The organism is Nocardia sp. NBC_01009, from assembly GCF_045208035.1.
Lineage (GTDB): Bacteria > Actinomycetota > Actinomycetes > Mycobacteriales > Mycobacteriaceae > Nocardia.
In genome coordinates, this window is record NZ_CP108695.1 from 395,452 (window position 1) to 410,808 (window position 15,357).

General features: G+C 66.9%; 15 protein-coding genes. 8 read left to right on the plus strand and 7 right to left on the minus strand.

All coding sequences use genetic code 11. The features are described 5' to 3' along the window. Window positions 1-8: 8 nt before the first annotated feature. From OHA42_RS01745 to OHA42_RS01760, 4 genes are all read right to left on the minus strand, one after another. Window positions 9-1,052 (minus strand): RNA polymerase sigma-70 factor, encoded by a 1,044-nt coding sequence (locus OHA42_RS01745; RefSeq protein ID WP_406233973.1) that lies wholly within the window; start codon window positions 1,050-1,052, stop codon window positions 9-11. 66 nt (window positions 1,053-1,118) lie between these two features. Beyond that, complete coding sequence (locus tag OHA42_RS01750) at window positions 1,119-2,018, minus strand: CDP-alcohol phosphatidyltransferase family protein (RefSeq protein WP_406238991.1); 900 nt, start codon at window positions 2,016-2,018, stop codon at window positions 1,119-1,121. Further along, window positions 2,018-2,749, minus strand: coding sequence for a phosphatidylserine decarboxylase (locus tag OHA42_RS01755; RefSeq protein ID WP_406233975.1), 732 nt, complete (start codon window positions 2,747-2,749; stop codon window positions 2,018-2,020). The genes OHA42_RS01750 and OHA42_RS01755 overlap by 1 nt, the downstream gene beginning before the upstream one ends. A 173-nt stretch (window positions 2,750-2,922) precedes the next feature. Continuing rightward, entirely contained in the window at window positions 2,923-3,189 is a 267-nt protein-coding gene (locus OHA42_RS01760; protein WP_406233976.1) for a GlsB/YeaQ/YmgE family stress response membrane protein, read from the minus strand. Between the two features lie 225 nt (window positions 3,190-3,414). On the opposite strand from OHA42_RS01760, the gene OHA42_RS01765 reads away from it, so the two are divergent. Next, window positions 3,415-4,443, plus strand: coding sequence for a beta-ketoacyl-ACP synthase III (locus OHA42_RS01765; RefSeq protein WP_328406816.1), 1,029 nt, complete (start codon window positions 3,415-3,417; stop codon window positions 4,441-4,443). A 12-nt stretch (window positions 4,444-4,455) separates the two neighbouring features. On the opposite strand, the gene OHA42_RS01770 is transcribed toward OHA42_RS01765, so the two are convergent. Next, window positions 4,456-5,166, minus strand: coding sequence for an SIMPL domain-containing protein (locus OHA42_RS01770; protein WP_406233978.1), 711 nt, complete (start codon window positions 5,164-5,166; stop codon window positions 4,456-4,458). Between the two features lie 11 nt (window positions 5,167-5,177). Then, window positions 5,178-5,633: an SRPBCC family protein gene (locus OHA42_RS01775; protein WP_406233979.1), complete on the minus strand. Its 456-nt coding sequence runs from the start codon at window positions 5,631-5,633 to the stop codon at window positions 5,178-5,180. Between the two features lie 381 nt (window positions 5,634-6,014). On the opposite strand from OHA42_RS01775, the gene OHA42_RS01780 reads away from it, so the two are divergent. The 5 genes from OHA42_RS01780 to OHA42_RS01800 all read left to right on the plus strand — a co-directional run bounded on the left by OHA42_RS01780 (window position 6,015) and on the right by OHA42_RS01800 (window position 10,412). Next, window positions 6,015-6,176, plus strand: a complete 162-nt coding sequence (locus OHA42_RS01780; protein WP_406233981.1) for a hypothetical protein — start codon at window positions 6,015-6,017, stop codon at window positions 6,174-6,176. Between the two features lie 52 nt (window positions 6,177-6,228). After that, on the plus strand, window positions 6,229-7,896 hold the full coding sequence (locus OHA42_RS01785; protein ID WP_406233983.1) for an FAD-dependent oxidoreductase: 1,668 nt from the start codon (window positions 6,229-6,231) through the stop codon (window positions 7,894-7,896). 13 nt (window positions 7,897-7,909) lie between these two features. Beyond that, a complete protein-coding gene (locus tag OHA42_RS01790; protein WP_406233985.1) occupies window positions 7,910-9,436 on the plus strand; it encodes an ATP-binding protein in 1,527 nt (508 codons plus the stop codon). Then, a complete protein-coding gene (locus tag OHA42_RS01795) occupies window positions 9,433-9,789 on the plus strand; it encodes a UBP-type zinc finger domain-containing protein (RefSeq protein WP_406233987.1) in 357 nt (118 codons plus the stop codon). The genes OHA42_RS01790 and OHA42_RS01795 overlap by 4 nt, the downstream gene beginning before the upstream one ends. Window positions 9,790-9,971: 182 nt before the next feature. Beyond that, window positions 9,972-10,412 carry a hypothetical protein gene (locus OHA42_RS01800; protein WP_406233988.1) on the plus strand — a complete coding sequence of 147 codons (441 nt, stop codon included), beginning with the start codon at window positions 9,972-9,974 and terminating at the stop codon, window positions 10,410-10,412. A gap of 75 nt (window positions 10,413-10,487) precedes the next feature. On the opposite strand, the gene OHA42_RS01805 is transcribed toward OHA42_RS01800, so the two are convergent. After that, the gene (locus OHA42_RS01805) at window positions 10,488-11,096 is read right to left on the minus strand and encodes a hypothetical protein (protein ID WP_328406823.1); all 609 of its coding nucleotides are present in this window, start codon (window positions 11,094-11,096) and stop codon (window positions 10,488-10,490) included. A gap of 465 nt (window positions 11,097-11,561) precedes the next feature. On the opposite strand from OHA42_RS01805, the gene OHA42_RS01810 reads away from it, so the two are divergent. Together OHA42_RS01810 and OHA42_RS01815 are read left to right on the plus strand one after the other, a co-directional pair. Beyond that, on the plus strand, window positions 11,562-13,829 hold the full coding sequence (locus tag OHA42_RS01810) for an AAA family ATPase (RefSeq protein ID WP_406233990.1): 2,268 nt from the start codon (window positions 11,562-11,564) through the stop codon (window positions 13,827-13,829). 127 nt (window positions 13,830-13,956) lie between these two features. Beyond that, the gene (locus OHA42_RS01815) at window positions 13,957-15,246 is read left to right on the plus strand and encodes a hypothetical protein (RefSeq protein WP_406233992.1); all 1,290 of its coding nucleotides are present in this window, start codon (window positions 13,957-13,959) and stop codon (window positions 15,244-15,246) included. Window positions 15,247-15,357 lie beyond the last annotated feature (111 nt).

Consider the following 15,357-nt stretch of genomic DNA (forward strand, 5'->3'; position numbering starts at 1 on the left):
CTCCGGTCTCAGGCGGGCGAACCGCCAACGCGACCGAGATAGGCGAGTTTCTCGGGATTCACGATCAACCGCAGCGCGGTCACCCAATCGCCCACCGTTTCCACATCGACGACGAGCAGCGGGTTGTCCGCCACCCAGGCGACGACCGCGGGCGAACCGTTGAGCTCCTGCACCGCGATCTCCAAACCTGGCACCTCCCAGCGGAACAGCCCGATCAGGTAGCGCGCGACATTGTTCGCGCCGACGATCGGACGCCGTGCCGTGTTGACGACGCCGCCGCCGTCGGCCGTCGAGGTGGCGTCGGCGGTGAGCATCCGCTCCAGTGCCTCGACATCGCCGTTGCGTGCGGCCTTCAGGAATCGCTCGATCAGCTCGCGGGCCTGGTCGGAGGGCACATCGAAGCGCGGCCGTCCTTCCCGCACTCGCAGGCCGGCCCGCCGGAAGATTTGCTGCGAATTGGTCTCGGTCAGCGTGAGCATGTCGGCGATCTCTCGGTGGGCATAGCCGAACGCCTCGCGCAGTACGAATACCGCCCGCTCGACCGGGCTCAACCGCTCCATCGCGGTCAGCAACGCCAGCGAAACCAGCTCGCGCTCCTCCACCGATTCCAGCGGACCCAGCTCACCGGCGGCAGTCGGCACCGGTTCGGGCAGCCACGGCCCGACATAGCTCTCCCGGCGCGCCCGCGCCGAAAGCAGCCAGCTGCGGCACAGATTCACGACCGCGGTGGTCAACCAGGCCTCCGCGGACCGAATGGCGTTGCGATCGGTGCCATCCCAGCGCAGGTAGATCTCCTGCACCGCGTCCTCGGCCTCGCTCGCCGATCCGAGCATTCGATAGGCGAGCGCGAACAGCCGCGGTCGATGCGCCTGGAATTGGCGCAATCCATCCGGTTCCACCCACACCTGCTTCCGCGCTTTGCCGTCCGGGAAGACGCTACCGCTTGTGCCCGACCCGACCCGAGAGCGCTCACCGCCAGTGGTGGGTGACCGCCGCCGGAAACGCACGAGCCGGGCGTGGTCGCCGGTGCGGTGCGCAGCGCGAGTGCTCATACCTCGGCAGCCTGCGCGCCGAGGCTCGAGGAATCCTTGTCGGAAACCTGCGGACCGCCGTAACGATCAGCGTGACACGTCGTCTTGCCGCTGCCTGCCGCCCGGCCTGCGCAGGCGTAAGCGAGCGCTGGACACGCGGATGGCCGGGCGGCGGATCGCGGGCATGCGCCGTTGAGCACGCCGCTGAGCACGGCGCTCGGCCGGCTTGTGCTCCCAGGTCTCCGGTCGCGCGGCGACCCAGCGCTGCGAGTGCCAGGCGAACGGGATATGACCGAGGTACAGCGCGACCAACACCAGCAGCAGCACAATCGGGTAGGTGACCAGCGCCGCCGCGGCGACCGCGACCAACACGAGCAGGCCCGCGGCGGCCTGCGGTGCCACCGACACCGACTTCATTGCCAGCGTGGGGATGGTGCTGACCGACAGCGCGGCGGCGCACAGGGTCCACAGCGCGACCTCGTAGAAGCCGACCCACCAGCCGTCACCGAACTGCACGAACAACGCGATCGGCACCAACGCGATGAGCGCGCCCGCAGGCGCGGGCACGCCGACGAAGTATTCGCGCGACCAATCCGGGCGGGTGTCGTCGTCCATCAGGGTGTTGAACCGGGCCAGCCTCAGCACGATGCTCACCGCGTACATCAGCGCGACGATCCAGCCTGCGCTATTGCTGTCCAGTAGCGCGATGTACAGCACAAGGGCGGGCGCGACGCCGAACGAGATGGCGTCCGACAGCGAATCGAGCTCCGCGCCCATCTTGCTGGTGGCGTCGAGCATGCGCGCCAGCCGACCGTCGAGAGTATCGAGCACCGCCGCGGCGCCGACCATTGCGAGCGAGATGTTGAGCTTGCCGTCCAGGGCGAATTTCACCGCGGACAATCCGGCACACAGCGCCAGGATCGTCACAATGCTCGGCAGCAGCCGGATCGAGCGGCTACGCCGGGGCTTGGACACGGCGTGCTCCATCATGACTCGGCGGATGATGAGCCCAACACCGCCAGGACGGTTTCGGCCCCGATGGTGCGCTGTCCCGGCTCGACAAGTAGCTCGGTGCCCGCCGGGAAGTAGGTGTCGACGCGCGAGCCGAAGCGGATCAGCCCGTAGGTATCGCCGATGGTCAGCACGTCACCGACCTTCGCGTCACAGACGATGCGGCGGGCGAGCAGCCCGGCGATCTGGACCACGACGACCTGCTGGCCGTCGGGGGTCTCCAAGACCATGCTGTTGCGCTCGTTCACCGAGCTGGCCTCGGGCAGATCGGCCGAGCGGAACTGGCCGGGCTGATGCGAAACGGCGCGCACGATGCCGGAGATCGGCGTGCGCTGCACGTGCACGTCGAGCACCGAGAGGAAGATGCTCACCCGGGGCAGCGGCTGGTCGCCGAGGCCCAACTCCGGTGGCGGAGAAGCGGTGTCGACGAGCGCGACCTCACCGTCGGCGGGTGCGACGACGACGCCCGCCCGATTCGGCGGTACCCGGTTCGGATGCCGGAAGAAGGTGGCGCAGGCCGCCGCGGCGAATAGTCCGCTCCGGCGCACCCATTTGCGACGCCCACCGAGGACCGCCACCGCTAACGGCGCGGCCACAAACGGCAGGCCGGCGGGGTGCAGCGGGGGAATCGCGGCCCGAACCAGATCGACGACATGGCCGACTCCGGTGGTTTCGGGCGTGCCGGGCGGGGTGGGGCGGCGTGCCACAGGCTCCTCTTTCGTGCTCGATACAGATGGAATGCGCCCCTCAACAATAGGTCGAGCGCAAGCGATCACACCCTAATCGACGTAGCCGGACATCGTCCGGCCACAGCCCACACCGGGCCCAGCGAAGGCGAGGCACTATCGAGCATAGGAGCCTGTGGCAGGTGTTGCCGGTATCAGGCTCGACGGCCGGTGAACAGCTTCACCAAGAACAACAGAATGGCCGCACCGCCCAGGCAAGTGAAGAAGCTGAACCAGAGGCCGCCACCCTCGACGTCGACGCCGAGCAGCTTCAGCAGGAATCCACCGAGTAGACCTCCGACGATTCCGACCACGATGTTGAGGAGGATGCCCTGCTGAGCATCCGTCTTCATGATCTTGCTGGCGATCCAGCCGGCGAGTCCGCCGATGATGATCCAGCCGATAATCCCGAGTCCCAGCATGTTGTCCTCGAATCACTAGTTGGGGCCTGCCGCCAACAGCAAAAGGCGTGCTCAGAGGGTATACCCGCGGAATGTGAGAATACGCACTGGCGCGCAGCGATCCTAGGGCTAATATGAGGGGGCCTCATGTCTACGGGCACGTAGGTAGTTGACCGATGAGGGACTCATTTACATGCTTCGGGGTACAACCCGACGGCGAGGCCGCAGGTACATAGGAGACGCATAATGGCTGCTCGAATCGCCCAGTACACCGGGGCAGAGCACACGGCGATCCTCGGGCTCGGCGTATACCGCCCCGCCCGGATCGTCACGAACGATGAGGTGGCGGGTCCGATCGACTCGAGCGACGAGTGGATCAGGACCAGGTCGGGCATCAAGACCCGACGGTTCGCTTCGGAAACGGAAACGATCCAGAGCATGAGCGTCGCGGCCGCCCGCGACGCGCTCGAATCCGCAGGGGTCGAGATCGACCATGTCGACTGCGTGATCGTTGCTACGTCCACCCATCTGCTGCTCACCCCGGCGGCCGCGCCGCGCATCGCCACCGAGCTCGGCATGAACGGCGCGGCGGCCTTCGACGTCTCCGCCGGTTGCGCAGGCTTCTGTCACGGGCTGGCGCTCGCTTCGGATCTGGTGCGCGGCGGCACCGCGAACCACGTGCTGGTGATCGGTGTCGAGAAGCTGACCAACACCGTCAATCCGACCGACCGCTCCACCGCATTCCTGTTCGCCGACGGTGCGGGCGCCGTAGTGGTCGGGCCGTCGGACACCGTCGGGATCGGCCCGACGGTGTGGGGTTCGGACGGCACCCAGCATCACGCGATCCGGCAGGACAAGGACTGGATGGAGTTCTTCGCCGAGATCGAGGAGAAGGGGCTCGACGCGGTCCGCCCCTACATGGCGATGGAAGGCACCGCGGTGTTCCGCTGGGCGGCGCATTCCTTGGAGAAGGTCTGCCGCGACGCCATCGATCGGGCGGGGCTGTCCACCGACGATCTGGACGCGATGATTCCGCACCAGGCCAACGGCCGGATCATCGAGATCATGGCCCGCGTGCTGAAACTGCCGGAACACTGCGCGCTGGCCAACGACATCGAGGAGACCGGCAATACGTCGGCCGCCTCGATTCCGCTTGCCATGGAGGCACTGCTGCGCACTGGTGAGTCGAAGCCGGGCGATACCGCGCTGCTCATCGCCTTCGGCGCGGGGCTTTCCTACGCCGCCCAGGTGGTCACACTGCCGAAATGGCAGTAGCCACCGGGTAATTCAGCCGAGGCCCCAGGTGACTTTCACCGTGAAAGTCACCGTCTGGGTGCCCGGCTCCAAGGCGAAGGACTCCGGCGCCCCGTCGCGCAGGGCCTTCGGGTTGTCGTCGCGGCTGCTTGCCTCGTTGATGGTGATGACGTCCGTCAGTTTCAACCCGGCAAGCACCGCGTACTGCTCGGCCCGCGACTTCGCGTCGGCGAAGGCACGCGAGCGCGCGTCGGCGAGCAATCGCGAATCGTCATCGAGTGCGAAAGAGACACCGCGCAGTCGAGTTTCGTTGCCGCCCGCCTTGACCCCGCTGTCCAGGATCGCTGAGGCCTTCGACAAGTCACGGACCACAATGTGCACGGAGTTGGTCGCCCGGTAGCCGATGATGGCCTGATTGCCGCCGTTCGGGCTGCTGGCGTATTGCGGTTGGATGGAGATCTCGGTGGTGCGCACGTCCTCGCGGGCCAGACCCACGGCCACCATGGCGTCGGACATCGCCTTGGCCTTGTCGTTGGCACCGTTGATCGCCGCGGACACGTTGTCGGCGTTCACCTCCACCCCGAGATCCGCATTCAGGGTGTCCGGGGCACCGCGCACCTGACCGGACCCGACCACGGTGACCTCGCGGTCGGGTCCCGAATCGGATTTACCACAACCGGACAGCAGCACAGCCGTCCCCGCCGCAGCCGCAATAGCCGCCGTAAAGCGCGTGTTTCGTCGCATACGACGAAAAACTACGCCTGCGCCTCGACCGCTGTCTTGATCTTGCCGAGCGTCTCGTTCATGCCGCGTACGAGTTCCTCTTCGAACGGCTGCTCGCCACCGAGCGCGGCGTTGATGGCCTTGCGGGAGAACCAGGTGGTGCCGTTGGGGACATCGCGGCGTTCGATCAGCCTGGTGCCGGTCGCGGTCGGCTCCAGCGTGTAGCTCCAGATGCTGCGGTTCTCGTTGATCCGGAACGCGAAGGCCTGGTTGGGTTCATAGCGCACGATCCGCGCGGTGGTCGGCCAGTACTTCTTGCCGTCAGTATTGAGGTTGAACGTCCAGGTGCCCGCCTTCGGCGTGCCGAGCGCGAGCATCCTGACGCACTGCGGGCTGAACTCCGGCATCCGCTTCAGGTCGCCGATAACGGCCCACACCTGTTCCGGGGGTGCGGCGATGTCGATCGTGACTTCGAGGTTTTTCGGCAACACTGCCTCCGGGAGAACTGCGGCGACCGGACCTATTTCGGTCCGGCTAGCACGATTTGACGATTATCTCGCATCTTAATGTGCACAGTCGGACGAAGTCCGTCGATATCGCGCCGGGCCGAGCGCAGGCGAGGCAGCCGCATATGCACAGTCGGACGAAGTCCGTCGATAACCGCGCCGGGCCGAGCGCAGGCGAGGCAGCCGCCGAATCGGCGGCAGTTGGAAGACAAACACATCACGTTTTCGAGATTTGTTCACCTGCCCGTGTAATGGCCAGCGCACAATCACGGATAGACGAAGCATCAGACACTGCCACCAACTTTTCCGTCCAGCGTGAGGTGATCGGCCGTGAAACTGCGCTCGCTTTTACACCGTCGGCACGTGGAACAGCTTCCGCTGCTACCCGCTGTCGAATCCTCCGATGGATCCGCGGCTCGTGGCTCGCCCTCCTCGCTCGCAGCCCGCATGATTGCTCAGGAAGAACTGCTCGAGCGCCTGCTCACACCGGGCGAACTCGACATGGTGCGCAAGCACCGGGTGTGATGGCGGGCAAACGCCGACGACAGCAGACCCGGCGAGGATCCATACTCGTTAGGTGACTTCACCCGCTGCTACGAAGCCGGCCATCCTCAGCGTCGACGACGACCCAGGGGTCTCCCGCGCGGTCGTGCGCGACCTGCGCCGCCGCTATGGCGCCGAGTACCGGATTCTGCGCGCGGAATCGGGCGCCACCGCGCTCGACGCGCTTCGTGAGATGAAACTGCGCGGCCAGCCGGTCGCGGTACTGATCGCCGACTACCGGATGCCGGGCATGGACGGCATCGAATTCCTCGAGCAGGCGATGGACCTGCACCCCTACGCCCGCCGCGTGCTGCTGACCGCCTACGCCGACACCAGCGCCGCGATCGACGCGATCAATGTCGTCGATCTCGACCACTATCTGCTCAAGCCGTGGGATCCGCCGGAGGAGAAGCTGTATCCGGTGCTCGACGGGCTGTTGGAGGCCTGGCGCAGCAGCGAGCAGCGGCCGGTGACCGAGACCAAGGTGGTCGGCAACCGCTGGTCGCCACGGTCGTCGGAGGTACGCGAGTTCCTCGCCCGCAACCAACTGCCCTACCGCTGGTATATCGCCGACGAGCCCGAAGGCGCGCGGCTGCTGGAGGCGGCGGGCGCCGATCCGGAGCGATGTCCCGTCGTCATCACCGAAGCCGGGCAGACGCTGGTGCAGCCGAGCGACGGCGAGTTGGCCCAGAGTGTCGGGCTGAGCACGAATCCGACCGGCGACTTCTATGACCTCATCGTGGTCGGTGGTGGTCCCGCGGGTCTGGGCGCGGCGGTCTACGGCGCCTCCGAGGGCCTGCGCACGGTGCTCGTCGAGCGCACGGCAACCGGCGGCCAGGCCGGACAGAGTTCGCGCATCGAGAACTATCTCGGTTTCCCGGATGGTGTGTCCGGATCGCAGCTCGCGGATCGGGCCCGGCGGCAGGCGGCCAAGTTCGGCGCCGAGGTGATCACCACCCGCGAGGTGGTCGGTCTCGAGGTGAACGGGTCCGCGCGCACCGTGCGGTTCGCCGACGGCGGACGGCTCTGCGCGCACACGGTGATCATCGCGACCGGCGTCGACTATCGCCGCCACACCGCTCCCGGCGTCGACAACTTCACCGGGCGCGGTGTCTACTACGGCTCGGCGATGACCGAGGCATCCGAATGCTCCGATCACGACGTCTACATCGTCGGCGGGGCGAATTCGGCGGGCCAGGCCGCGGTCTTCCTGTCCCGCAACGCCCGCACCGTGCACCTGGTCATCCGCGCGGACTCGCTGGACAAGTCCATGTCGCACTATCTGATCCAGCAGATCGGGCAGATACCGAACATCAAGGTGCACACTCGCACCGAGGTGATCTCCGCAGACGGCGACGACCACTTGCAGCAGATCGTGCTGCGCAATAACGAAACCGGCGTCGAGGAGAAGGCCGAGGCCGAGCGACTGTTCCTGTTCATCGGCGCGGCGCCGCAGACCGACTGGCTCAGCGGAGTCATCAAACGGGATCAGGCCGGATACGTGCTGGCCGGACCCGATCTGCTCGTCGACGGCGCCAGACCGGCCGGTTGGGAATTACCGCGGCCCCCACACCACTTGGAAACAAGTGTGCCCGGCGTCTTCGTGGCCGGTGATGTGCATGCCGACTCGGCCAAACGCGTGGCTTCGGCAGTCGGTGAGGGTGCTATGGCCGTCATGCTCGTGCACCGGTATCTCGCGTAATCAGGAGGCTGACATGAATTCGAAAGATACCGCCGCGCGCAGCAGCCGCCTGGTTTGCGATCCCGCGGAATTGCGCAAGCTTTTTCTCTTCGAGAAGCTCGACGACCAACAGCTCGAATGGCTGTGCGCGGACGGGCGGGTGGAAACCATCGAACCCGGTTTGGTTTTCCGTGAGGGCGATCCGGCGACCTGCTTCTATGTACTGATGGACGGCGAGGTGGTCCTCACCAAGCTCTCCAGCGGCACCGAGATCGAAATGGTCCGCACCGATCACAAGGGCGCATATGCGGGCGCCTGGATGGCCTACATGGGCGACAAGGTCGACCAGACCTACAACGGCTCGATGTCCGTGCCGCGGCCGTCGCGGTTCTTCGTGCTCGACGCCGGCGCCTTCGCCAGGATGATGCACGAGTGGTTCCCCATGGCGGTGCACATGCTGGAGGGCGCGTTCTTCGGCAACCGCAACTCCAACGAACGCATCGCCCAGCGGGAGCGGCTGCTCGCGCTCGGGTCGCTGTCGGCGGGCCTGACCCATGAGCTGAACAACCCCGCCGCCGCCGCGGTCCGCGCTACCTCGGGGCTGCGGGAACGGATCGCCGGGATGCGGCACAAGCTGGCGATGATGGCCGAAGGCAAGTTCGACACGGAATCGCTCGTTTCGCTGGTGCGCCTGCAGGAGGAGGCGGCGGCGCAGGTCGCCAAGGCGCCGGAGTTGACGCCGATGGAAGCCGCCGATCGCGAGGACCTGCTCGGCGAATGGCTCGAGGACCACGGCATCGGCGACGCCTGGAATCTCGCGCCGAATTTCGTCCAGGCAGGCTTCGACGTCGATTGGCTCGAGCGCGTGGCCGCCACTCTCGACGACTGCCCCGACCAGGTGTTCCAGGGCGCGATCCGGTGGCTGAACTACACCATCGAGACCGAGCTGCTGATGAACGAGATCGCCGACTCGACCACGCGAATCTCCTCGCTTGTGGGTGCGGCCAAACAGTATTCGCAGATGGACCGGGCGCCGTTCCAGGTGATCGACATCCACGAACTGCTCGACAGCACGCTGGTCATGCTCAGTCGCAAGATCGGCGACGGGGTGCAGGTGGTCAAGGAGTACGACCGCACTTTGCCGCAGGTGCCTTGCTATGCAGCGGAATTGAATCAGGTGTGGACCAACCTGATCGACAACGCGGTGTACGCAATGAACGGCCAGGGCACCCTGACGATTCGGACCAGGCACGAAAACGACTGTGCCGTCGTCGAAATCGGCGACACCGGTCCCGGCGTACCCGCCGAGGTGCGTAGCCGAATCTTCGAACCGTTCTTCACCACCAAACCGGTCGGCGAGGGCACCGGCCTCGGCCTGGACATCTCCTTCCGGATCGTGGTGAATAAACACAACGGCGATATCCAGCTCGATTCGGAGCCGGGCAATACGCGCTTCACCGTCTGGCTGCCGCTGCACCGCGCCGAGGAAAACCCGGCCGAAGCGAACTCGGCCGACGACAATCGAGGCGAACCGGAATCCAATGCAGGAGGACAACGATGACGCAGCAAGACCTGGAAGGGATCGACCCGAGCGTCGCACCGAGCGGAACCGGCTGCGTCGAATGCGAAGCGGCACAGGGCTGGTGGGTGCATCTGCGCCGCTGTGCCCAATGCGGCCACGTCGGCTGTTGTGACACCTCGCCCGCGCAGCATGCGTCCAAGCACGCCGAGGAAACCAGTCACCCGTTCATCCAGAGCTTCGAGCCGGGCGAGGATTGGTTCTGGGACTTCCGCACCGAGGAGATGTACAGCGGCGGACCGGAGCTGGCCGCGCCGACCAGTCACCCGGCCGACCAGCCGGTACCGGGCCCGCACGGGCGTGTTCCCGCCGATTGGCAGGAGCATATTCACTGACGTTCAGTGATCGATTGGGCGATCATATGTCGCCCACCGCACAGTGGAGCGACAGCGCCGGAGCCAGACCCGGCGCCCGAACCGCTGCGGAGCCTCCCCTGACGACGACCCGATCGCACCCGGTACGCTGCACCGAACGCGCCGGAGGCTCCGGCGCCTCTAGTCACCGGGAAATGCACGTGATGAAGCGAACTTCCGCCATCGCCCTCGCCGCAGGGGCGGTGGTTCTGCTGCTGGCAGGCTGCGGCGGATCGGATGAATCCGCCGAGGCCAACGGTCTGCGCAAGGGCACGACCGGCACCAGTTCGTCGGTACCCCAGCCGACCGGCAACCCGCCGACCACCGGCACCGGCAACCCGCCGACCACCGGTGGCGGCGCTGCGACAACCCCCGCCAAGACGGTCGACCCGTCGCTCGGCCCGGCGTCGCGCACGACCTGTGGTGAATTCAAAGGGCTCGACAGCGTGGCGGAGAAGGCGCTGATCGAGCAGATACTGGCGGAGAACCCGAACAGCTCCTTCGCAGGCAGCCCGAACGTCGCGCTCGGTACCGCGAAGCTGGTCTGCCTCGCGCCGAGCAATGCCGATACCCCGGTCGCCACTGCCGCCGGGATCGTCAGGTAGGACAGTGTCTCGCTGAGACAGCGCGCGTGCGCAGCCTACCGGCTGCGCACGCGCGTTTTTTCATACCGTCACTGCTCAGGGCTGGCCGGTGGCGAGCGCCGTCAGAGCATCGATGAACGGCTGACCGCCCATGGCCGCACCGCCCGCGAGCGCGCCGACGACGATCCCGGTCGGCCCGGTGATGAGGCTGAAGATGCCGAAGCCGAGCAGGCCACCGATGAACCCGCCGAGCATGCCGCCGAGAATCATGCCGACAATGTTCTGGCTCGCTTGCTGCACGAAGTTGTCGAAGGAGCTGATGTCCTTCAGATCGGCGATATCCTTCGGGCTCACTTCCGGTGTGAGTGTGAGGCTTCGGCCGCTGTCGTCGATCTTGTAGGCGACCGGAATGGCGTGCCCGGCGACCTCGAACGTCAGCGGCACCTCGGCGACGACCGCGCCGTTCTCGCCCTGTACCGCCACCGCTGCGCCGTTACCGCTGAGGGCGAATTTGCCCGCGTCGAGCGTGGTGGTCACAACCTTTGCATCACGGGAAAGCGCTGTGTTGTAGCCGATTCCCTGCTCGATGCCCGAAGTGGACACTGCCTGCTCGACGGCCACCGGTTGCGCGTTCGCGGCGCCCGCAGTGATTCCCACCGCCGCGATGGCCAGAAATGCGGTCGCGCTGAACTTTCCGAACTTCATTCTTTGAATCCCCTCCAAAAGACGGCCGTCCGATCGGATCGACCGTCGGCGACGTTACAGCGTCCGCAAGTGACTGGCACACAAGGGATTAGCGCTGATGTCGACCGACTCCCCGGGTTGTTCTCCACCGAAATAGTTGGTTCGCCGGAACATAACTGAAATGGAGTTGTCGCATCACGCCAGTGCGTGGCGAACCACGTAATAGTCATTGCGAACAGTGAAATGGATATGTACGCGACAGCGTGGATCGCCGCCGTTCATTGATTGCTGCGGCAACGGCTGGAACCGAGTAGGTCGGCGGGCGACCACTGGTGCGCGGCCACGATGCCGCCGACGACGAAACCCGGCCACATCCGGTTCCGTGAAAACATTCACAATTACGTTTGCGAGCTGCGAATAGCAGGACGAGTCGCCCACGACGGTGTTTTTTCGGCGAACACGCCCGCACCCGGGCAGAATGGCACAGTGGCAGAACTGGCTCTCACCGCTCGCTTGAACCCGTCCGCCGCCGATGCCCGCCGCGGCGTGGTGCGGCTACACCCGGAGGCGCTGACCGCGCTCGGGCTGCGTGAGTGGGACGGCATCTCGATGGTCGGGTCGCGGCGAACCGCGGCCGTCGTCGGGGTGGCGCCCGCGGATACACCGACGGGAGTTGCGCTGCTCGACGACGTCACACTGTCGAATGCGGGGCTGCGCGAGGACGCGACCGTGGTCGTCGCCCCCGCGACGGTGTACGGCGCAAAACAGGTCTCGGTCAGCGGGTCGGTGCACGCCACCAGGACCATTCCGGCGGCGACCCTGCGACAGGCGCTGCTCGGCAAGGTCGTGACCGTCGGTGACGCGGTCTCGCTGCTGCCGCGCGATCTGGGCCCCGACATCAGTTCTTCGGCTGCCACCCAGGCGCTTTCCCGCACGTTCGGTATCGCGTGGACCACCGAGCTGCTCACGGTGACCGCCATCGATCCCGGACGCGGCCCGGTGAGTGTGCAGCCGAACACCGCCGTCTTCTGGGGTGCGGGCGTGGTCGCCGCACGCGAGGCCGCCGACCGCGCGGCGGCCGGGGCACCGATCCCGGTGGGCGCGCAATCGCAGGCAGCAGCCGCAGCAGGCGAGCTGGCGGCCATGGCTGCGACGAACGGTGAGGTAACGGGCTGGGTCACCGGGAGCGGTCGCGCCGCGATCCCCGTCGAGGAGCTGGCAGGTGTGCACAGCCAGGCCGCGAAACTCGACGAGTGGCTCAGCCTCGCGCTCGACGAACCGGAGTTGCTCAAAACCCTGGGTGCCACACCGCATCTCGGCGTGCTGATCACCGGCCCCGCCGGTGTCGGCAAGGCCACCCTGGCTCGTTCGGTGACCGCGCCGCGGCGCATCATCGAGCTGGATGGCCCGACCGTCGGGGCCGCCGAGAGCGGCACCCGGTTGCGTGAGGTCGCCGCCGCGGTCGCCGAGACCGGCTCCGGTCGGGGCGGGATCCTGCTCATCACCGATATCGACGCACTGCTGCCTGCGCAGGCCGAACCGGTCGCCACCCTCATCCTCGACCAGTTGCGGGCGGCGATCGCCGAGCCCTCCGTCGCGTTCCTCGCGACCACCGCACATCCCGCCGATATCGACCCACGGCTGCGCGCTCCCGATCTGTGCGATCGCGAACTCGCCCTCGCGCTGCCGACGGCCGCGGTGCGCAAGGCACTGCTGGAGCAGTTGCTGCGCAAGGTGCCGACCGACGAACTGAAGCTGGACGACATCGCCGCGCGGACACCCGGATTCGTGGTGTCGGATCTGGCGGCCCTGTGCCGGGAGGCGGCGCTGCGCGCGGCATCCCGTGCGAGCAAACAACATTCGGACCCGGTGCTGGCCCAGGCCGATCTGCTCGGCGCACTGGAGGTGATCCGGCCACTTTCGCGTTCCGGCGTCGACGAACTCGCGATCGGCAGCCTCGGTCTCGACGACGTCGGCGATATGGTCGAGACCAAGCAGGCGCTCACCGAGACCGTGCTCTGGCCGCTGCGCCACCCGGATTCCTTCGCCCGCTTGGGCATCCATCCGCCGCGCGGGCTTTTGCTCTATGGTCCGCCCGGCTGCGGCAAGACTTTCCTGGTTCGCGCGCTGGCGGGCACCGGCCAGCTCAGCGTGCACGCGGTGAAGGGTGCTGAGCTGATGGACAAATGGGTCGGGGCCTCCGAGCGAGCGGTGCGCGAACTGTTCCAGCGCGCACGCGATTCCGCGCCCTCGCTGATCTTCCTCGACGAGGTGGACGCACTCGCGCCACGACGCGGTCAGAGCGGCGACTCCGGCGTCGGCGACCGGGTGGTCGCCGCGCTGCTGACCGAACTCGACGGTGTGGAGCCACTGCGCGATGTGGTGGTGCTCGGCGCGACGAACCGCCCGGAGCTGATCGATCCCGCACTGCTGCGCCCGGGCAGGCTGGAGCGCCTGGTGTTCGTGCCGCCGCCGGACGCCGACGCCAGGCTGGAGATTCTGCGCACCGCGGGCCGGTCGGTGCCGCTGGCCGACGACGTCGACCTCGCCGCACTCGCTGCCGACCTGGACGGGTACTCCGCTGCGGATTGCGCGGCCCTGCTGCGTGAGGCCGCGCTGACAGCCATGCGGCGGGATATGGACGCCGCCGACGTCACGGCCGAGGACGTCGCGGCGGCACGGGCGGTGGTGCGGCCCTCGCTCGATCCCGATCAGGTCGAGTCGCTACGTCGCTACGCCGACACCCGCGGTTAGCCGTTCACAGCCACCGAGGCAAACTCGCCGTAATCCAGGCTTTACTGGACTTTCCCTAAGTTGCACCTGACCGGGCAATGTTCCAGTAATCACAAGGTCAACCGTCGCGCACAGGTATGTTCGCATCGTGCGAAGGATCGGCAATGCGGTCGACACGACCACGGCTTTCCTGGGGGCCGCGGTCGCCGGTGTGTCGCTACTGCTGCCGATCACCTTCACCTGGACGGGCCAGAGCACGCAGTATCGACTGACCAGCCTCATCAACAGCGTGCCGCGCGGCGCCGCGATCGGGGTGATCGTCGCGGTCGCCGTCGCCGTGCTGGTGACCACCTTCACCCGTCCGGTGGCGGCGTGGGCGACGGCGCTCGGCGGCGCGCTCGGCATGTTCGTCAATCACTTTGCCGGACGCCACGTTTCCTCGCCCGACATGCTGACCACACAGAACTATCTGGACTCGGTGTGCGCCGGCATCCTGCTCGGCGCACTCGGCGCGGCAGTGCTGCGCAGGCCGGGTCCAGCGATCGGATTCGCGCTGGGTGGCGCGGGCTCCTTCGTCGCCGGCAACCTGGCCGACTTACTGAACATCACCGCGCAGGATCCGCTCGAGGTTCTGGAAACACCGCCACGGTGGCTGATCGCGGCGGCGGTGGGGTTGCTGTTGCTCAGCACCTACCACAACCGGTCGCGGCCGATGGCCGAGCGGTCACCGCGGCTGGCCGTGGAACTTCCGGTGACGCCGATTCTCGCGGCCATGGTGCTGGCCCTTGTCGTCCTCATGGTCACCGAATGGTTGAACCGCCAGTATCAGGACGCGCCCAACGTCAGTCATGCGGTCGATATCGGACTCGCGGTCACCGCGACTGCGCTCGCCGCAATGGCCGCCGCGATGCTGCTGCCGGGGCGCGATGGCGTCGGCGTGTACCTGGCGGTGAGTCTGGTTCCGGTCTTCACTGCCCTCGGCTACGCCGCACGGCCGGGCTGGGGCGTGCTTGCGCTACTGGTAATTACCGCCGTTGGGCTGTTCATCGGGACCCGACTGCCGTCGGCGTTCATCGCGATCACGATGATCGCCGGACTCGCCGTTTTCGCCATATACAACGGGAGCAGCGATATCAACGTCGTGGACGCAGCGGGCAGCGCCGGCCTCGCATTGACGACAGGCTACTGCTGTGGCACGGCACGCCCTCGCTACGCGCCGAGCGGCGTGCTCGCGATCGCGGCCCTCTACCTGCCATCGATCATCACAGCGGTCGAACTCCGGCCCGACGGCGCGACCAAGGCGTCGACACCGGGGGGCACTGCACTCGCGATCGTGGCCTGTTCGGCCGTCGGAATTGCCGTGCTGTACTTCTTCCGGCCGCGCGGCCGGCCGCAATCGGACAAACCCGCCGAGGGCGAAACATTAGCGGACATATAGCCGATCCGCTCCGACATGGCCGACGCCATACCGGCTCCAGCCGCTGAAAACACGCGCTCCGCGTAGGATTTACCCGCATCACGCCGCCGCCCCGACCCGACGGAGTGCAGT